This is a genomic window from Gaetbulibacter sp. PBL-D1 (assembly GCF_050509525.1).
In the GTDB taxonomy this organism is placed as follows: domain Bacteria; phylum Bacteroidota; class Bacteroidia; order Flavobacteriales; family Flavobacteriaceae; genus Gaetbulibacter_B; species Gaetbulibacter_B jejuensis.
Genome location: NZ_JBNWKB010000012.1, coordinates 1 through 15,249 on the forward strand (window position 1 = coordinate 1; position 15,249 = coordinate 15,249).

Annotated in this window: 17 protein-coding genes and 1 pseudogene; 11 read left to right on the top strand and 7 right to left on the bottom strand. The window is 32.0% G+C overall.

Features of this window, described 5'->3' with window-relative positions; all coding sequences use genetic code 11:
* From ACQ0RB_RS11065 to mscL, 4 genes and pseudogenes are all read right to left on the bottom strand, one after another.
* Positions 1-1,053: pseudogene (locus ACQ0RB_RS11065) on the bottom strand (hypothetical protein); the annotation flags it as partial.
* A gap of 211 nt (positions 1,054-1,264) precedes the next feature.
* Positions 1,265-2,671: an MATE family efflux transporter gene (locus ACQ0RB_RS11070; protein WP_430498454.1), complete on the bottom strand. Its 1,407-nt coding sequence runs from the start codon at positions 2,669-2,671 to the stop codon at positions 1,265-1,267.
* A 147-nt stretch (positions 2,672-2,818) separates the two neighbouring features.
* The gene (locus ACQ0RB_RS11075; protein WP_430498456.1) at positions 2,819-3,418 is read right to left on the bottom strand and encodes a glutathione peroxidase; all 600 of its coding nucleotides are present in this window, start codon (positions 3,416-3,418) and stop codon (positions 2,819-2,821) included.
* Positions 3,419-3,511: 93 nt separating this feature from the next.
* A complete protein-coding gene (gene mscL / locus ACQ0RB_RS11080; RefSeq protein WP_430498458.1) occupies positions 3,512-3,961 on the bottom strand; it encodes a large conductance mechanosensitive channel protein MscL in 450 nt (149 codons plus the stop codon).
* A gap of 189 nt (positions 3,962-4,150) precedes the next feature.
* Here mscL and ACQ0RB_RS11085 point away from each other — a divergent pair, with 189 nt between their 5' ends.
* From ACQ0RB_RS11085 to ACQ0RB_RS11095, 3 genes are read left to right on the top strand one after another with little or no spacing between them, the layout of a single operon-like run.
* Positions 4,151-4,750, top strand: a complete 600-nt coding sequence (locus ACQ0RB_RS11085; RefSeq protein WP_430498460.1) for a SatD family protein — start codon at positions 4,151-4,153, stop codon at positions 4,748-4,750.
* Positions 4,747-5,463, top strand: coding sequence for a DUF3307 domain-containing protein (locus ACQ0RB_RS11090; RefSeq protein WP_430498462.1), 717 nt, complete (start codon positions 4,747-4,749; stop codon positions 5,461-5,463). The genes ACQ0RB_RS11085 and ACQ0RB_RS11090 overlap by 4 nt, the downstream gene beginning before the upstream one ends.
* Positions 5,464-5,492: 29 nt before the next feature.
* Entirely contained in the window at positions 5,493-5,885 is a 393-nt protein-coding gene (locus ACQ0RB_RS11095) for a hypothetical protein (RefSeq protein ID WP_430498464.1), read from the top strand.
* A gap of 39 nt (positions 5,886-5,924) precedes the next feature.
* Here the strand turns inward: ACQ0RB_RS11095 and ccsA are convergent, their stop codons facing one another.
* From ccsA to ACQ0RB_RS11110, 3 genes are all read right to left on the bottom strand, one after another.
* Positions 5,925-9,116, bottom strand: a complete 3,192-nt coding sequence (ccsA, locus tag ACQ0RB_RS11100) for a cytochrome c biogenesis protein CcsA (protein ID WP_430498466.1) — start codon at positions 9,114-9,116, stop codon at positions 5,925-5,927.
* Between the two features lie 70 nt (positions 9,117-9,186).
* Positions 9,187-9,597, bottom strand: a complete 411-nt coding sequence (locus tag ACQ0RB_RS11105; protein ID WP_430498468.1) for a group III truncated hemoglobin — start codon at positions 9,595-9,597, stop codon at positions 9,187-9,189.
* Positions 9,597-9,893 (bottom strand): hypothetical protein, encoded by a 297-nt coding sequence (locus ACQ0RB_RS11110; protein ID WP_430498470.1) that lies wholly within the window; start codon positions 9,891-9,893, stop codon positions 9,597-9,599. Before ACQ0RB_RS11110 ends, ACQ0RB_RS11105 begins: the two co-directional genes overlap by 1 nt.
* A 76-nt stretch (positions 9,894-9,969) precedes the next feature.
* Between ACQ0RB_RS11110 and ACQ0RB_RS11115 the strand changes: the two genes are divergently transcribed.
* From ACQ0RB_RS11115 to ACQ0RB_RS11150, 8 genes are read left to right on the top strand one after another with little or no spacing between them, the layout of a single operon-like run.
* Complete coding sequence (locus tag ACQ0RB_RS11115; RefSeq protein WP_430498471.1) at positions 9,970-10,557, top strand: Crp/Fnr family transcriptional regulator; 588 nt, start codon at positions 9,970-9,972, stop codon at positions 10,555-10,557.
* 19 nt (positions 10,558-10,576) lie between these two features.
* Positions 10,577-11,344, top strand: coding sequence for a Rossmann-like and DUF2520 domain-containing protein (locus tag ACQ0RB_RS11120; protein WP_335976347.1), 768 nt, complete (start codon positions 10,577-10,579; stop codon positions 11,342-11,344).
* Positions 11,325-11,855 (top strand): KdsC family phosphatase, encoded by a 531-nt coding sequence (locus tag ACQ0RB_RS11125; protein WP_335976350.1) that lies wholly within the window; start codon positions 11,325-11,327, stop codon positions 11,853-11,855. Before ACQ0RB_RS11120 ends, ACQ0RB_RS11125 begins: the two co-directional genes overlap by 20 nt.
* Before the next feature lie 59 nt (positions 11,856-11,914).
* Positions 11,915-12,829 carry a geranylgeranylglycerol-phosphate geranylgeranyltransferase gene (locus ACQ0RB_RS11130; protein WP_262733824.1) on the top strand — a complete coding sequence of 305 codons (915 nt, stop codon included), beginning with the start codon at positions 11,915-11,917 and terminating at the stop codon, positions 12,827-12,829.
* Positions 12,829-13,419, top strand: a complete 591-nt coding sequence (locus tag ACQ0RB_RS11135; protein ID WP_134199928.1) for a Maf-like protein — start codon at positions 12,829-12,831, stop codon at positions 13,417-13,419. The genes ACQ0RB_RS11130 and ACQ0RB_RS11135 overlap by 1 nt, the downstream gene beginning before the upstream one ends.
* 50 nt (positions 13,420-13,469) lie before the next feature.
* Complete coding sequence (locus ACQ0RB_RS11140) at positions 13,470-14,012, top strand: mechanosensitive ion channel domain-containing protein (RefSeq protein ID WP_131509063.1); 543 nt, start codon at positions 13,470-13,472, stop codon at positions 14,010-14,012.
* Positions 14,013-14,014: 2 nt separating this feature from the next.
* Positions 14,015-14,527, top strand: coding sequence for a hypothetical protein (locus ACQ0RB_RS11145; protein ID WP_430498475.1), 513 nt, complete (start codon positions 14,015-14,017; stop codon positions 14,525-14,527).
* Positions 14,528-14,566: 39 nt separating this feature from the next.
* Positions 14,567-15,223 carry a hypothetical protein gene (locus ACQ0RB_RS11150; RefSeq protein ID WP_343799221.1) on the top strand — a complete coding sequence of 219 codons (657 nt, stop codon included), beginning with the start codon at positions 14,567-14,569 and terminating at the stop codon, positions 15,221-15,223.
* Positions 15,224-15,249: the final 26 nt, after the last annotated feature.

Genomic DNA, 15,249 nt, shown 5'->3' on the forward strand with positions numbered 1-15,249 from the left:
ATCTTCTACTGTTACTGTTGCACTACAAGTCGATACGTTTCCGTTATTGTCTGTTACTGTTAACGTTACTGTGTTAGCACCTATATTAGTACAATCAAAACTCGTTTGGTCTAATGACAAGCTTGCTATTCCACAGGCATCGTTTGATCCATTGTCTATATCTGAAGTCGTGATGCTTCCGTTTCCTGAGGCGTCTAATACAACTGTTGCATTCTGACAAACTGCTGTTGGTGCTGTGTTATCCTGAACGGTTACTGTTGCGCTACAGGTCGATACGCTTCCGTTATTATCTGTTACTGTTAACGTTACTGTGTTGGCTCCTACATTGGAACAGTCAAATGTGTTTGGTGACACACTCATCGATGCTATCCCAAAATCATCGGTACTGCCTCCATCTACATTAGCTGCTGAAATAGAAACATTACCAGAGCTATCAAGTTGAGCAACATAATTTGTACAGATAGCGATTGGAGGATCATCTACTCTAAAGCTAGATCTATAATAGTTACTTGCATTATCAGCAAAGTGAGTTCCTGATCCTCCTCCATTATCAGTCCATGTATAATTTGATGTCGTATAAACTTCAAAATAGTAATCTCCAGAAGCTAGTCCATTGACAATATTAATGGTCTGAGTATTATCTTCCCATGTTTGTCGAGAATCAGCAAATGGAGCTAAATTAGACTCACAATTAGGGTTATCTTCTTGGTTTATAACATTAATAGTCGAAAAAGAATTAAAACCAGTAGGCATATCGGATTGTAAGTATATTCTATAATGCAGGGTAGCATTTAATATATCATCCGTATTACATTTATCGGTTTTGTTTTGAAAACCTTTTAGGATTAAATCATTACCTATGCTAAAAATACCTAAGTCAAAATTATTAAAATCATCATTTCCTGTTGTAGCTTGTAAATCATAGTATTTACCTGATGGAGTTCCATCTTCGATGATAATATAGCTTTCATAAATACCTGACTGAGACTTCACGTTTTGACATATGAAGGTAAAGAAGAAAAGTAAAGCTAATTTTAAGTATCTTTTTCTCATAAATCTGTTGTTAATTAGAAAAAATAACAAGCAGCACTATCAGAGGGAAGAAATGATGCTAATAGTTTAAATACTACCAAATTAAATTTAATGGTAGACAGTAAAAATATCTTTACTCCCTGATTTTTAAGAATTTAATCGATAAAACGCAAAAAACAACTTCCAACGTTGGTTTTCAAGCAATTATCAATAATTAAAATTAGCTTCACAGCTATACTTTAACAAGTTTCCACTTGCCTTTTTTAAACCAGATAATTCCTATAACTGCTATTAAAACTTCAGCAGCTGTAATGGATGCAAAAACACCTATTGGACCAAAATCTAGAGTAATTGCTGTGAGGTAAGCAAATGGTAATTGAAATAACCAAAAACAAACAAAATTGATATAAGTTGGTGTTTTGGTATCTCCTGCTCCATTAAATGATTGAATAACCACCATACCATATGCGTAAAATATATAACCAGCTGCCAAAACACGTAAACATAGACTACCATATTTTACAACATCAGGCTGCGTATTGAATAATTCAATGATATGAGTAGCAAATACTAAATAAATAAGGGACACTAAGCCCATGAAATAAGCTGTATAGCGTCCTGTTTTCCAAACGGATTGTTCTGCTCTATCAGGTTTTTGAGCTCCAAGATTTTGACCTACCAATGTAGCAGCAGCATTACTCATTCCCCAAGCAGGCATTAGTGTAAACATCATTACACGAATAGCAATGGTATAGCCTGCTAAAACTTCGCTACCAAATTCGCTCATAATTCGCATTAAAAACACCCAACTAGATGTACCTATTAAGAATTGACCAATTCCACCAAGAGAGACTTTTATAAGGTTGAACATGACACCTATTCGTACGACTAAATCCTTAATACCAATCTTAATTTTGCTATAACCATAAAATAAGATTACCAGTTGAAATAATACTGCTGTCCCTCTTCCTATTGTGGTTGCTATTGCTGCTCCTTCTACTCCAAAAGCAGGAATTGGTCCAAAACCAAAAATAAACATAGGGTCGAGGATAATGTTTAATCCGTTAGAGAGAATTAATGTCCACATGGCTACAGAGGCGTTTCCTGCTCCTCTAAAAATGGCATTAATAAGAAACAATAACATAATGGTTATGTTACCTCCTAACAAAACTTGAGTATAACCATAACCTTCAGCAATGAGATCTGGTTCTGCTCCCATAAGCTGTAAAATTTCTTTAGGATACAGAATTCCAATACCGCTAATAAGTATTGATACTGCTATACCAAGAATAATGACTTGAACCGCAGCTTGCGAAGCGCCTTTTATATTTTTTTCACCAACACGTCTTGCTACAACTGCTGTGGCTGCCATACTTAATCCTATAGCTACTGCATACACTAAGGTAATAACCGATTCGGTTAAACCAATAGTAGCTACTGCATTGACACTTACTTTAGAGACATACATAATATCTACCAAAGCAAAAATAGACTCCATGAGCATTTCAAGAATCATTGGAATTGATAACATGAAAACTGCTCTTCGAATACTGCCTGAGGTAAATTCTTGTTCTTTACCTGTTACAGCTATTTTAAAATATTTAAGGAATTGTTTAAGGGTAATTTTGTTTGATTGCATTTTTAATACTTTTAAATGTAAAAACTAGTCTAAGCCACTTAAGTTTAGACAAATTAAAAGCCGAAAAAGAACTTCAGCGTTATCCTGTTTTTAAATTTATGCAATCATAATACCGCAAATATGCACAAAATTTTTGAAACTACAACCCTATTTTGACTCAATCCAGCTAATTACAGACTCGTCTGTTGGCAATGTTCTCGGAGAAATAACCTTTGCTAAATGTCCATTTTCGTCGATAAGATATTTTTGAAAGTTCCAGGCAACTTCAGAATCTTCCAACCCATTTTTAGACTTTTCAGTTAAAAACGTATACACTTCATGCATGTCATCTCCTTTTACTGAAATCTTACCCATCATAGGAAATGTTACGCCATAATTTTGTTTACAAAACGATGCAATTTCAGTATTGGTTCCTGGTTCCTGTCCTCCAAAATTGTTTGCAGGAAACCCTACAATTGTAAAGTTTTTATCTTTAAATGTTTCATACAACTCTTGTAGCTGCTCGTATTGTGGCGTTAAACCACACTCACTTGCTGTATTAACAACCATAATTTTTTTTCCTTTTAAAGTTGAAAAATCAAAATCGTCTCCATAAAGATCTTTTACTGTAAATTGATAGATGTTTTCTTTTTCCATGTTTGTTTTTGATGTTTCTAAACTAGTTGATGCTACTTCGTTTGTTGTTTCTTTTTTTTCTTTACAGCTACAAACTATAACCGCAAAAATTAGTAATGCTATCTTTTTCAAAAGTTCAAATTTTTAGTAATTAATGTTGACCGTTTAAGTTAACTCTCTTTTTCTCTATAAAGGTAAAGTTTTTTTAGTTTCAAGAGTCAACACCTAGTCTTTTAACCTAGATTTTAACAGCTTGTTTTGTTCTTCCATTAAAACAGTCAAGTTTGTTAACAGTTCAATATCCTTAGGAGTTGCAACTGTTTTATCATTAGTATCATGCGATTTGTTTCTTAATCGGTTTAAGAACTTAACTACCACAAACACCGTAAAACCTATAATAAGAAAATCTAAAAAGGCTTCGCCAAAAGCACCATAGCCAATAGCAACCTCATCGGTTATTATAGTTCCTGAAGTATCCTTAACTGCTTCTTTTAAAATTATGCTTTTATTCTGAAAATTAATTCCGCCAGAAAGCAATGATAATGGTGGCATAAATACTTTCTTTACCAAAACATCTATAACTTTGTTAAACGATGCTCCTATAATGATTCCTATTGCCATATCCATCATATTTCCTTTTACAGCAAACTCTTTAAACTCTTTTATAATTTTCATTTATCTTAAATTTTAAATACTGACCGCTAAGATAATTAGATATGGTTTTACTTTTATCTATATCTTTTCAAAAACAGATAATTTATTTTATCTGATTATTAGCAGATATTTTAAATTATCCTATATTTAGCAGATAATTTTGTTTTTCTGATTAAAAAATCATAGATTTGATTATAGACATTGAAAAAAATGACAAGTATTTTAACAGGTGATATTATAAATTCTAGAGAGAGCGCACCAAATGAATGGTTAACTGCACTTAAAGAGACTTTGAGCACTTACGGAAAACAGCCAGTAGCTTGGGAAATATACAGAGGTGATAGTTTTCAACTAGAAGTTGTTCCTGAACAAGCTCTTGAAGCTGCAACTTTAATAAAAGCCACTATAAAAACTTTTAAAGCTATTGATGTTAGAATTGCTATTGGTTTAGGCGAAAAAACATACACTTCGGATAAAATAACTGAGTCTAATGGTAGTGCATTTATTAATTCTGGAGAGTGTTTTGAAACTATGAAAAATAGTACGCTTGCGTTAAAATCTGAACATGAAGATTTTGATACTACCCTAAACCTTATGTTAGAGCTTGCTCAATTAACCATGAATAGTTGGAGCCCTACGTCTTCTAAAATTATTAAAGCATCACTCAACAATCCAGAACTGAACCAAAAGCAGATTGCTAAATTACTAGGTAAGTCGCAAAGTAATATTAGCGAAGGGCTTAAACGTGGTGGATTTGATGAAATTTCAAAAATGTTAACCTATTATAAAACCCAAGTTAAAGCACTATGATATCTTTATTTATAAAACTAGTACTTGCTCATATTGTTGGAGACTTTTTATTACAACCAGAAAAATGGGTAAAGCATAAAGAAAAATTTAAACACAAATCGAAGTACTTGTATTGGCACATCTTGGTGCACTTAATTGCGTTGGTTATTATATTTCAATTCAATTTTAAATATTGGCTAGGACTATTAATAATACTGATAAGCCATTATGGTATAGATGTGATAAAACTAAATCTAAAAAACAAACTGAATACACGTTTACTGTTTGGGTTAGATCAATTAGCACACCTTTTAGTAATTGCATTGGTTGTAAACATTTATGAACCTTACAGCATAAACACAGACAGTTTCTTCTCTAGTGAATTTTTATTGTTTGTTACAGGTTTGTTAGGTGTTACTGTGGTTTCATCGGTAATTATGAAAACACTAATTTCTAAATGGCAACTAGAAGAAGACCTTAAAGGCGAGTCTTTAGAAAATGCTGGAGCATACATAGGCATGCTCGAGCGCTTGTTTGTTTTTGCCTTTATAGTAATGGATTATTGGGAAGGCATTGGGTTTTTAATTGCTGCTAAATCTGTTTTCAGGTTTGGAGATCTTTCAAAAGCTAAAGACCGTAAACTTACCGAATATATTCTTATAGGAACGCTTCTTAGTTTTGGTCTTGCTATTGCGTTTGGTATGGCTTATAAGTATATTTTAAATGCAATATGAAAAAAGTAATATCAATACTGTCGATCGCTTTGATATTTCAAAGTTGCTTAAATTTTGGTGAAGAAATTGACTATCCTATTAATTCTAATGAAGCAAAAAATGATGTTGAATCATTACTTCAGATTAATTTCTACAATAAAATATCAAATCTACACTATTACAAAAACAACACAGGTATTGATCCTTATGCATGTATAAAATTTGAGACAAGTCCAAAACTTATAGATAGCATAATAAGTCTAAAAAACTTCGAGTTGGATAATTCAAAATATGAAAGAAACTATACCTTACCTAAGTGGTTTAATCCAGAATCTATAAAAAACCCAAAACACTATTCAAATACTAATGTTGATTATAAAACAGAACATTTAATAATTGATAAATCAAAAAATATGGTTTATTACTTTTACTCAACAAGGTAAATATTTTAAAACCTAATTATTTATCCTTACAAAAACAGGCTATTTCTTATAAAACCTCACCCATTTTCTATATGCTAAAACACCTAAAACAGCAACGACACCAACAGCTATTGCAATAATTTTAAAACTAGCTATTTGTTGACCCGATTGATACGAGTGTAATCCTGATAAATAGAAATTTACCCCAAAATAAGTGAATATAATACTTGCTATTGCAATCACAGAAGACAAGTTATAAATGTATCTACTTCTAAGACCAGGAACCAAACGCATGTGAATTACAAAAGCATAAATCATAATACTAATTAAAGCCCAAGTTTCCTTTGGGTCCCAACCCCAATATCTACCCCAACTTTCGTTCGCCCACATACCTCCTAAAAAGTTTCCTATAGTAAGCATTACTAAACCAACTGTTAATGCCATTTCATTAATGATGGTTAGTTCTTTAATATTAAGGTCCATTTTAAGCTTATTCTCTTTGGTTGTAAATACCATTAACAATAAACTTACAACTCCTAACACCATACCTAAAGTAAAAGGTCCATAACTCGCCACAATAATAGCAACGTGTATCATTAACCAATAACTGTTCAATACAGGTTGAAGGTTAGCGATTGAAGGATCCATCCATTGCCAGTGTGCAATCATTAACAACATAGCTGTTACAAAAGCTGTGGCAGCAATGGTTAAATTACTCTTTCTACCGAAAATTAAACCAAACAACATGGTAGCCCAAGCTACATAAATCATAGATTCATAAGCATCACTCCAAGGTGCATGACCAGAAATGTACCAACGTGCAATAAGTCCTGCTGTGTGAAGCAAAAACAGTAATATAATTACTCCTATAAGACCTTTTACGATATAATCAATCGTCTTGTTTTTGTCTTTAAAAATCTGAACGATCAATAGCACAAATAATACAGTTGAAGCATACATGTACCAACTAAACAACTTTTTAAAGATATCGTATTTATTATATTGAATTTCGGTATGTATCTTATCATCTGAAAGCATGACTTCACTACCAAACTTCTGCTGAGTTTTCTTAATACCATCAAGTACTTGTTCTGCAATAGTATAGTCTCCAGAGGTTTTAGCGTTGTAAACATTCACCAAATAAGCATTAAGTCCATTGTTAATAAAATTAGCATACAACGAATCTTTTATAGTTTCTCTATAGCCTTCTTCTCTAAACTCTATTGGAGAAATCCATTTATTGTTTTCGTCATCTGGTACAGGAAAAATCTTTAACGAGCGTCCTTCAATTGCATTGTATAATAAGTACACACGTTGTTCGGCTTCTTTAAACTCCTTTTGGTAAGCGTTTAAATCATTTACATTAGTAATTCTATCAAGATAAGGTTGCAGTTTAAAAGCTCCTGTTTCTGTGAAAAAATCGGCTAATGCCGCATAATCTTCTTCCTTTGAAATACCTATTACACTTCTGATAGTATCTGCCTTTCTTGGTTTTAAATAAATTACAGGAACGTTGTACCAAAGCAACGGACTTTCTTGAATTGACAACATTACTTGGTTGGCATCCAAATCTTCGTAAGTATCATGTTTACTTAATTTACGAAGCATCTCAGACGCATAGGTATTCATAGGTTTCATACGTCCGCTATAATCTTGCACAACCATGTGCCCAAACAAATCGGCGTGCTCTTTTGGAGCTACATTAGCATGAAGAATAGAATCAATTTGCGCTTTTGTAGGTTTTGAATGATTATGACCATCGTTTTCAGAATGTTCTTGTCCATAACCTAACATTCCAATGCATAGTAAAAGAACCGTTAGTACTTTTGCTTTTTTCTCTTTTACTTTATTAAGCATACGACGTAAATCTCCAAAACGAGAATACTTGCTTACAATAATACCTAACAAACCTAAATACAGTAAAAAGTAACCAATATAAGTTATCCAAGTTCCCCAAAAATCGTGGTTTACTGAAAGGATGGTTCCTTTTTCATCTGGGTCAAAACTCGATTGAAAAAAACGATAACCACCATAGTTAAGGATGTGGTTCATGTAAATTCTATAATTAAAATTTTCTTTAGCTTCATCAATAACAGTTACTTCACTAGCGTATGAAGAATAGTTGTTTTCAGTTCCTGGATAACGTTCAGCAATAAAATCGTTAAGTTTAATACTAAACGGTAGTTCAATACGCTTAGAACCATATTTTACAGCAACGTCCAATCCGCCAACTTTTATTTGTTCAAAAGCATTATCACTACCTTTACCTCCTAGCACTCTTACTCGTTCAGTTTCGCCGTTTGCAGTTACTTTTAGCACTAAACCGTCTTCATCACTTTTTAAGATTTCAGGTTTTTTAACCAAATCAAAAACTCCTTTTACAACAGGTTTTGGGAATACCATTTGCATATTACCAATTATATATCTTGAACGTAACATAAGTGGCTGAATAGAATCTTTCACCAAAATTCCTGTTTGCCCTGTAGCCATTGTTAAATACTCACCTTCAAAAGGAGATTCAACAGTTAACGAACCATCTTTATAAGTAATATTTACAGCTCCTTCTTGAGGCTTGTTTAAAGAAAATAATACATTATGAATACTTTGTACTTGCCCTACCTTTAAAAAGTGATTGTGTGGTTGCCCACCACCAGATTCTACTATTTTAAGATATTCTTCTCCATTCTCGTCAGGTACAATATCTTTTTCAGCACCAGCAATAAATTTTTCAAGCTCAATGCTTACTGGCATTTCATCATAAGTAGTTGAAGCATAAAAAGTATTGTTCATTCTTGGAGAAAAGTCTACTTCGCTTTCTAAAACCCTACGTTGGTTTTGTCCATTAATTACTAAATCTCCATCAATATAAGTTGTGATATACGTTTTTTGAGATAAAAAGACATTTTCGGTATCGCCTTCGCGAATAGCCATCATGCCTTCATAACTAATATATCGAGTAACAAATGCTCCTATTAATATTAAAATAAATGCTGCATGCAGAATAAAGGTTGCCCATTTTTTCTTTTGTAGTAACTTATACCTAAAAATGTTACCTATAAAATTGATAACAAAAATTACCATAATGGCTTCAAACCACCACGCATTATAAATCAGGTTTCTGGTATATGGCGTTGGTGATGTATCTTGGCTAGCATCTAAAAAAGTACCAGTAGCCATTGCTACAGCAAAAACAATAAATAAAACAGCAGTAAGTCTAGTAGAAAAAAGGATTTTGGAGAGTATATTTTGCATGATATTAGGACTCTTTTAATAAGTCGTGCAAATTTAAGGCTTTTAGTTTATTTACAGATGTTAAAACGTACTAATCTTTTTTATGCTTTTGTCGTTCTTCAAAAATTTTAAGATGTAAAAATGTTCCCATTTTTCGCGCTCTTCTTTTGGCAACATCTGCATACTCACCTACAAATAATTCATCGATAGTTTGATACCACAAATTCAACCAAACTCCAAAATGAAGTTCTGTAATACTATGGTTATTATCTTTATCAACCTTTACATGAGCTTCCATTGGGTTACCAATGTATTTCTGCTCTAGCTTTCGAGTCATAAATAAACTTGTTTCCCAAAAAGTAGTCAATCTATCTAAGTGCTCGTCCCAATCCTTTATGGCAGTATTAAAAATTGGGCCTAAAAGATCATCTTTTCTAACCTTTGTGTAAAATGATGATACTAGCAAGTAAACATCTTCTCTGGTACCTATATCTTTTTTCATTAACTCATGTATATCCAAACATTGACAATAATTAACATGATGTTTACCACAAGAGCTACTATTAATGAGTTAAAGACAAACTTATTTTTTAATTGAGCAAATATTGCTGCATTATAGCTCATTGAAACCACAACGCACAAAGTTAATTGAAAAAAATGAAAAGATGTTGCTGTACTATTCATTAAGATAAACATAGCTGCTATTGAGCCGATACAACTTTGAAGAATTATTGAAAGTGGGATGTACAGAATATAATTGTCGTTAAAGTCTTTGAATAAATTGTTATAAGTATTCATTATAAAATATGCTTTTAGTTATTGGTACAAATTTCAATAAGTTATCTTTGTTATTTTATGATTCAAATCATAACCAATGATCCCAGTAAATATCCTAGAAAGCTATAAACCTGTTTTAAAGACTTTTGTAAAAGATGATATTATCTTCAACGAGACTGAAAGCGCACGTTTTTATTATCAGGTAAAAAAAGGAACTGTAAAAATGTTCAATCTTAACCAAGACGGCAAAGAGTTTGTTCAAGGCTTTTTTAAAGATGGACAGTCTTTTGGAGAACCTCCTTTATTTGGAGATTTCAATTATCCTGCAAGTGCAATTTGTTTGTCAGATTCAGATATATATATTCTCCCAAAAGAAACACTGATAGAGCTTTTTAAAACACATTCTGAAATTCATTTAAACTTCACAAAGCTATTGTGCAATAGAATGTTATACAAATCAAAAATCATACAAGAAGTATCCATTCATCCTCCAGAGCATCGCATCCTTACACTTTTAAATCATTTAAAAACAACCAATGGTAATAAAGGGTTATTTGAAATCACTTTAACCCGACAACAAATATCCGATTTAACAGGTTTGCGTGTAGAAACTGTTATTAGAGCTATTAAACAGTTGGAGAAAATCGGCAAATTAACCTTAAAACGACATAAAGTTTATATATAAATATCTTTATTTTAGCATTATGATTTCTGTTATAATTATTGGTGCAGGCAATGTTGCTTCACATTTTTACAAAACATTTAAAACAGCTGAAACCGTTTCGGTAACACAATGGTACAACAGACGTTTAAGTGCAATTGAAACCTATCAAAATGAAGTTGAAATTACCGACGACATTAAAGCGTTAAAACCTGCTGATGTTTACCTCATTGCTGTAAAAGACGATGCAATTTCACATTTATCTTCTCAATTGCCTTTTGAAGATAGATTGGTTGTGCATACCTCTGGAAGTATAGGTGTTCATGACCTAGACAAAAAGCTTAAAAGAGGTGTGTTTTATCCGTTACAAACTTTCACAAAAGATGCTGATGTTGATTTTTCAACAATTCCTTTATGCATAGAAACTATTAACAAAGCCGATTATCAAACTTTAAAAACACTTGGTGAAGCTATAGGTTGTAAAACCTATAAAGTTAATGGCGACCAACGTAAAGCATTACACCTAGCAGCTGTATTTGTAAATAATTTTACCAATCAGCTGTATAGAGTTGCTCATGAAATCACCGAATCTGAAGGTGTAGAATTTGAAATTTTAAAACCTTTAATTACTGAAACTGCTAAAAAAGTGCAAGATATTTCGCCTTACATGGCTCAAACTGGTCCTGCAAAACGCAATGATAAAAAAACAATAAAAAAACATTTAAAATTACTGGATAACGAGCATCATAAAGCTATTTATAAACTCTTAACAGCTTCAATACAAAAAACACATGGAAGACAAAAGTTATAAAGAATACCTAGAACATATTACCACATTTATTTTTGATGTAGATGGTGTATTAACTGATGGCACCATAACCTTAACAACTTCTGGTGAAATGCTAAGAACCATGCATACCAAAGATGGTTTTGCCATGAAAACTGCCATTGATGCTGGTTTTAATATATGCATTATTTCTGGAGGTTCCAACGAAGGCGTTCGTGTGCGTTTAGAAGGTTTGGGTATTAAAGATGTTTATCTTGGAGCTCACAACAAAATTGAACAACTTAACGAGTTCCTTAACAATAACTCTATTAAAACCGAAAATGTACTATACATGGGTGACGATATTCCTGATTATCCTGTTATGAAATTAGTAGGTTTACCTTGTTGCCCACAAGATGCAGTTCCTGAAATAAAAGGAATTTCAAAATATGTATCTCATAAAAATGGTGGTAAAGGTGCTGTAAGAGACGTTATAGAACAAGTCCTTAAAGTACAAGGAAAATGGAATACCGATTTTAGTGCTAAATACGACTAATTTTTAGTTGGCAGTATGCAGCCATCAATAAAAAATCTAACAACTAACAAAAACACACATTGAATATACTCAACCTCATCCGCTATAAAAACCTTTTAATGATTGCCATAGTGCAGCTATTAATAAAATATGCACTTTTTGAGCCTTTTGGAGTAGCGATAACTCTTAATGGATTTGGGTTTTCTTTATTAGTTATTGCAACGCTTTGTTTAGCTGCTGGCGGAAATATCATCAACGATATTTACGATAAAGAAACTGACGCAATCAACAAACCAGATAAGGTAATTGTTGGTAAAACAGTATCTGAAAAAACAGCCTACAACCTCTTTATCGCATTTAACGTTATTGGTGTAGGTGTTGGGTTTTATTTATCTCATTTAGTAGGAAGAAGCGGATTTTTTGTACTTTTTGTTGGTATTTCAGGACTACTATACCTCTATGCTAGTTATTTTAAACAACTTATTTTAGTTGGCAATCTATTGGTTTCTATATTGGTTGCTTTAAGTATTATTATTGTTGGTCTTTTTGAGCTTTTGCCTGCTATTACTCCAGAAAATCAAGCAACTCAAGTCACGTTTTTTAAAATCCTTTGGGATTATGCATTGTTTGCATTTATTATAAACCTACTGCGTGAAATGGTTAAAGACATCGAAGACATTGATGGCGACCATAAAGCAGGAATGAACACATTACCAATAGCACTTGGTCGTGAACGTGCCAAAAAAATTGTGTTTGCTTTATCCTTTGTTCCCATTGCTGCAACGGTATATTATGTAGTCACTTACTTATTTAAGCAACAACTTGTGGTTGCTTACTTTTTACTGTTCATAATTGCTCCACTAATTTATGTGAGCATAAAAATATTTACTGCAGAAACAAAAAAAGACTATCACGCTATTAGTAATATTCTTAAATTAGTAATGCTTTTCGGTATGCTATCATTATTACTGTATAAATTCATTTTAATAAATTAATGCTTAACGACTTACTCAAAAACCATAACATCATTTTAGCTTCTGGTTCTCCTAGAAGACAACAATTTTTCAAAGAATTGGGTTTGGATTTTGAAGTACGTTTAAAACCTGTTAAAGAAGAATATCCAAAGCGTTTACAGCATTTTGAAATCAGTGATTACCTGTCACAACTTAAGGCTTTACCCTTTAAAGAAGAACTTAAGGATAATGACATTTTAATAACCAGCGACACCATAGTTTGGCATAACAATACAGCTTTAGGAAAACCTAATAGTGAAGCTGAAGCGTTTAATATGATTCAATCTATGAGCAATGCAACACACGAAGTCATCACCTCTATCTGCTTTACGACTCCTACACTTCAAAAAACGGTAAATGCAATTACCAAAGTGACTTTTAAAAGTTTAACCAACGACGAAATAAACTACTATATTAATACTTGCAAACCCTTTGACAAAGCTGGAGCTTATGGCATACAGGAATGGATAGGACAAGTTGGTATTACTAAAATAGAAGGCTCTTATTTTAATGTGGTTGGGTTACCTACTCACCTACTTTATAAAACACTAAATAGTTTAGTTGAAAACTAATGGTCTTATTAGTTTTCTGTTTTATCTTTGTTTAAAGAAACCCTATTCCAATGCTTTTAGAAACTTATAAAAACGAATTAATTCAATCTGCTATTTTAATCGCTATACTATTATTTATACGATTTATTTCTGCAGTAGCAGTACGAAAAATAGGAAAGAAAAGTGGTATTAACGATGCTCGAATTCATCTCATTAACCGTTACGTAACTGCTACTTTACTAATGATTGCAGTACTTATTGAGGCCTTTATTTTTGGTGCAGAGTTTAAAGATATGGCTTTAGTATTTTCTTCGGTGTTTGCTGTAATTGGTATTGGTTTATTTGCAATATGGTCTATTTTAAGCAATATTACTTCAGGTATTATTATGTTTTTTAACTTTCCTTATAAGGTTGGTGATAAAATACAAATCCATGATAAAGATTTTCCTTTGGAAGCCATTATTGAAGACATTGCTGCGTTTCAGTTACATTTAAGGTTAGATAATGGCGATTTAGTGACTTACCCAAACAACCTTATCTTGCAAAAACCTGTAACACTAGTTAAAAAAGATGCCATTGACGATTTTCTTGATGATGGGTCAGACGCTTTATAAACTTGAAACAATTCAAACTAAATAAAAAAGAGGTTTTTTGGTTGATAGGAACAGTTCTATTTGTTCTTTTTATAAATCTACTCATTTTTGGGTTTGAAGGATTAACAACTAATTCTACTCTAAATTTAAACTTTCACGATACTTACTTAGTAATTGAAAACACTCAATTCATTTTGTTTTGCAGTTCCATAATATTCTTTGGAGTATATTTAATAAGAGCATTACGTAGGAAATTCAATAATTTAGCTGCAAATCTAATCTTGATGATTTTTACTATCCTTTTAGTTTTAGTTCTAATCGAACTAATTTCTATACTAGAGCTATTAAACCAACAATCATCAAGTTGGACAGTGTATCCTCCTTTAAGCGACCAAGAAATTGAACCAGAAGTAAAACCTAAAGAAAATGGTTTACTCTTAATATCAAACATACTTTTTGGCATCCAAATACCATTATTAATTTTTATAGGCTATTGCGGATTTAAGACTGGACAAAATTATAAACTGAATAAATAAAACCTTAAATAAAGATTACCAACTCTTCCAAATCAAACTATGGAAATCTATAAAAAAGAAGTTGAAAAGTTAATTGAATTGAGAAAGAATGATACCTTCTTGAATCACTTGTGGAATGTGCTGACGCGAGATATTAGAACAATAGGTGAAATTAGCAAAGATGAAATAAAAATTTGGAAACAAAATAGTTGGAATACAACTTTCTATCCTGTTTTTAAATTTCAGTTTAACTCAAAAAATCACCTAATTAAAATTTCAGACAAATTAAATCCAATTGGCAAAACTTTAATTGGACTTTTAATATTTGGTTTTCTATACTTTGTATTTCCAGAAAATCTAACTGAATTTAACTTTATAGGGAATTGGCCAATAATAATATTTTTAGCTGTATTCGTTTCACTCTTTACATTCTTTGCACGAATGATTTACAGGTTTGAAAAGCAAAATCAACTTGACGAAATTTACGAACTATTGGATATGGAAATTGAAGAAAGGAAAATTGAGAAAGAATGGTCTACTAAAAACACTCTAATTCGTTTATTTACTTATCCATTTTGTTTATTTTTAATTGGACTCAATGTCTTTCTAATAATTCCTAATGGAGGTTACCTATTAGCAATTGGAATATTTGGGTTTGTTGGATTTTATTTAATAGCGGATTTAAAAATGATATTTAAAAAGAATAAACATGAATAACGGATGAAAACCTATAAATACTAAAA

Excerpts from the sequence above, each read along its gene's own strand:
- ACQ0RB_RS11140 (WP_131509063.1), top strand. The coding sequence starts at position 13,470 with ATGCTTTTAGAAACTTATAAAAACGAATTAATTCAATCTGCTATTTTA.
- ACQ0RB_RS11150 (WP_343799221.1), top strand. The coding sequence starts at position 14,567 with ATGGAAATCTATAAAAAAGAAGTTGAAAAGTTAATTGAATTGAGAAAG.
- ACQ0RB_RS11085 (WP_430498460.1), top strand. The coding sequence starts at position 4,151 with ATGACAAGTATTTTAACAGGTGATATTATAAATTCTAGAGAGAGCGCA.
- ACQ0RB_RS11120 (WP_335976347.1), top strand. The coding sequence starts at position 10,577 with ATGATTTCTGTTATAATTATTGGTGCAGGCAATGTTGCTTCACATTTT.
- ACQ0RB_RS11090 (WP_430498462.1), top strand. The coding sequence starts at position 4,747 with ATGATATCTTTATTTATAAAACTAGTACTTGCTCATATTGTTGGAGAC.
- ACQ0RB_RS11115 (WP_430498471.1), top strand. The coding sequence starts at position 9,970 with ATGATCCCAGTAAATATCCTAGAAAGCTATAAACCTGTTTTAAAGACT.
- ACQ0RB_RS11070 (WP_430498454.1), bottom strand. The coding sequence starts at position 2,671 with ATGCAATCAAACAAAATTACCCTTAAACAATTCCTTAAATATTTTAAA.
- ACQ0RB_RS11110 (WP_430498470.1), bottom strand. The coding sequence starts at position 9,893 with ATGAATACTTATAACAATTTATTCAAAGACTTTAACGACAATTATATT.
- ccsA (WP_430498466.1), bottom strand. The coding sequence starts at position 9,116 with ATGCAAAATATACTCTCCAAAATCCTTTTTTCTACTAGACTTACTGCT.
- ACQ0RB_RS11125 (WP_335976350.1), top strand. The coding sequence starts at position 11,325 with ATGGAAGACAAAAGTTATAAAGAATACCTAGAACATATTACCACATTT.
- ACQ0RB_RS11105 (WP_430498468.1), bottom strand. The coding sequence starts at position 9,597 with ATGAAAAAAGATATAGGTACCAGAGAAGATGTTTACTTGCTAGTATCA.
- ACQ0RB_RS11135 (WP_134199928.1), top strand. The coding sequence starts at position 12,829 with ATGCTTAACGACTTACTCAAAAACCATAACATCATTTTAGCTTCTGGT.
- mscL (WP_430498458.1), bottom strand. The coding sequence starts at position 3,961 with ATGAAAATTATAAAAGAGTTTAAAGAGTTTGCTGTAAAAGGAAATATG.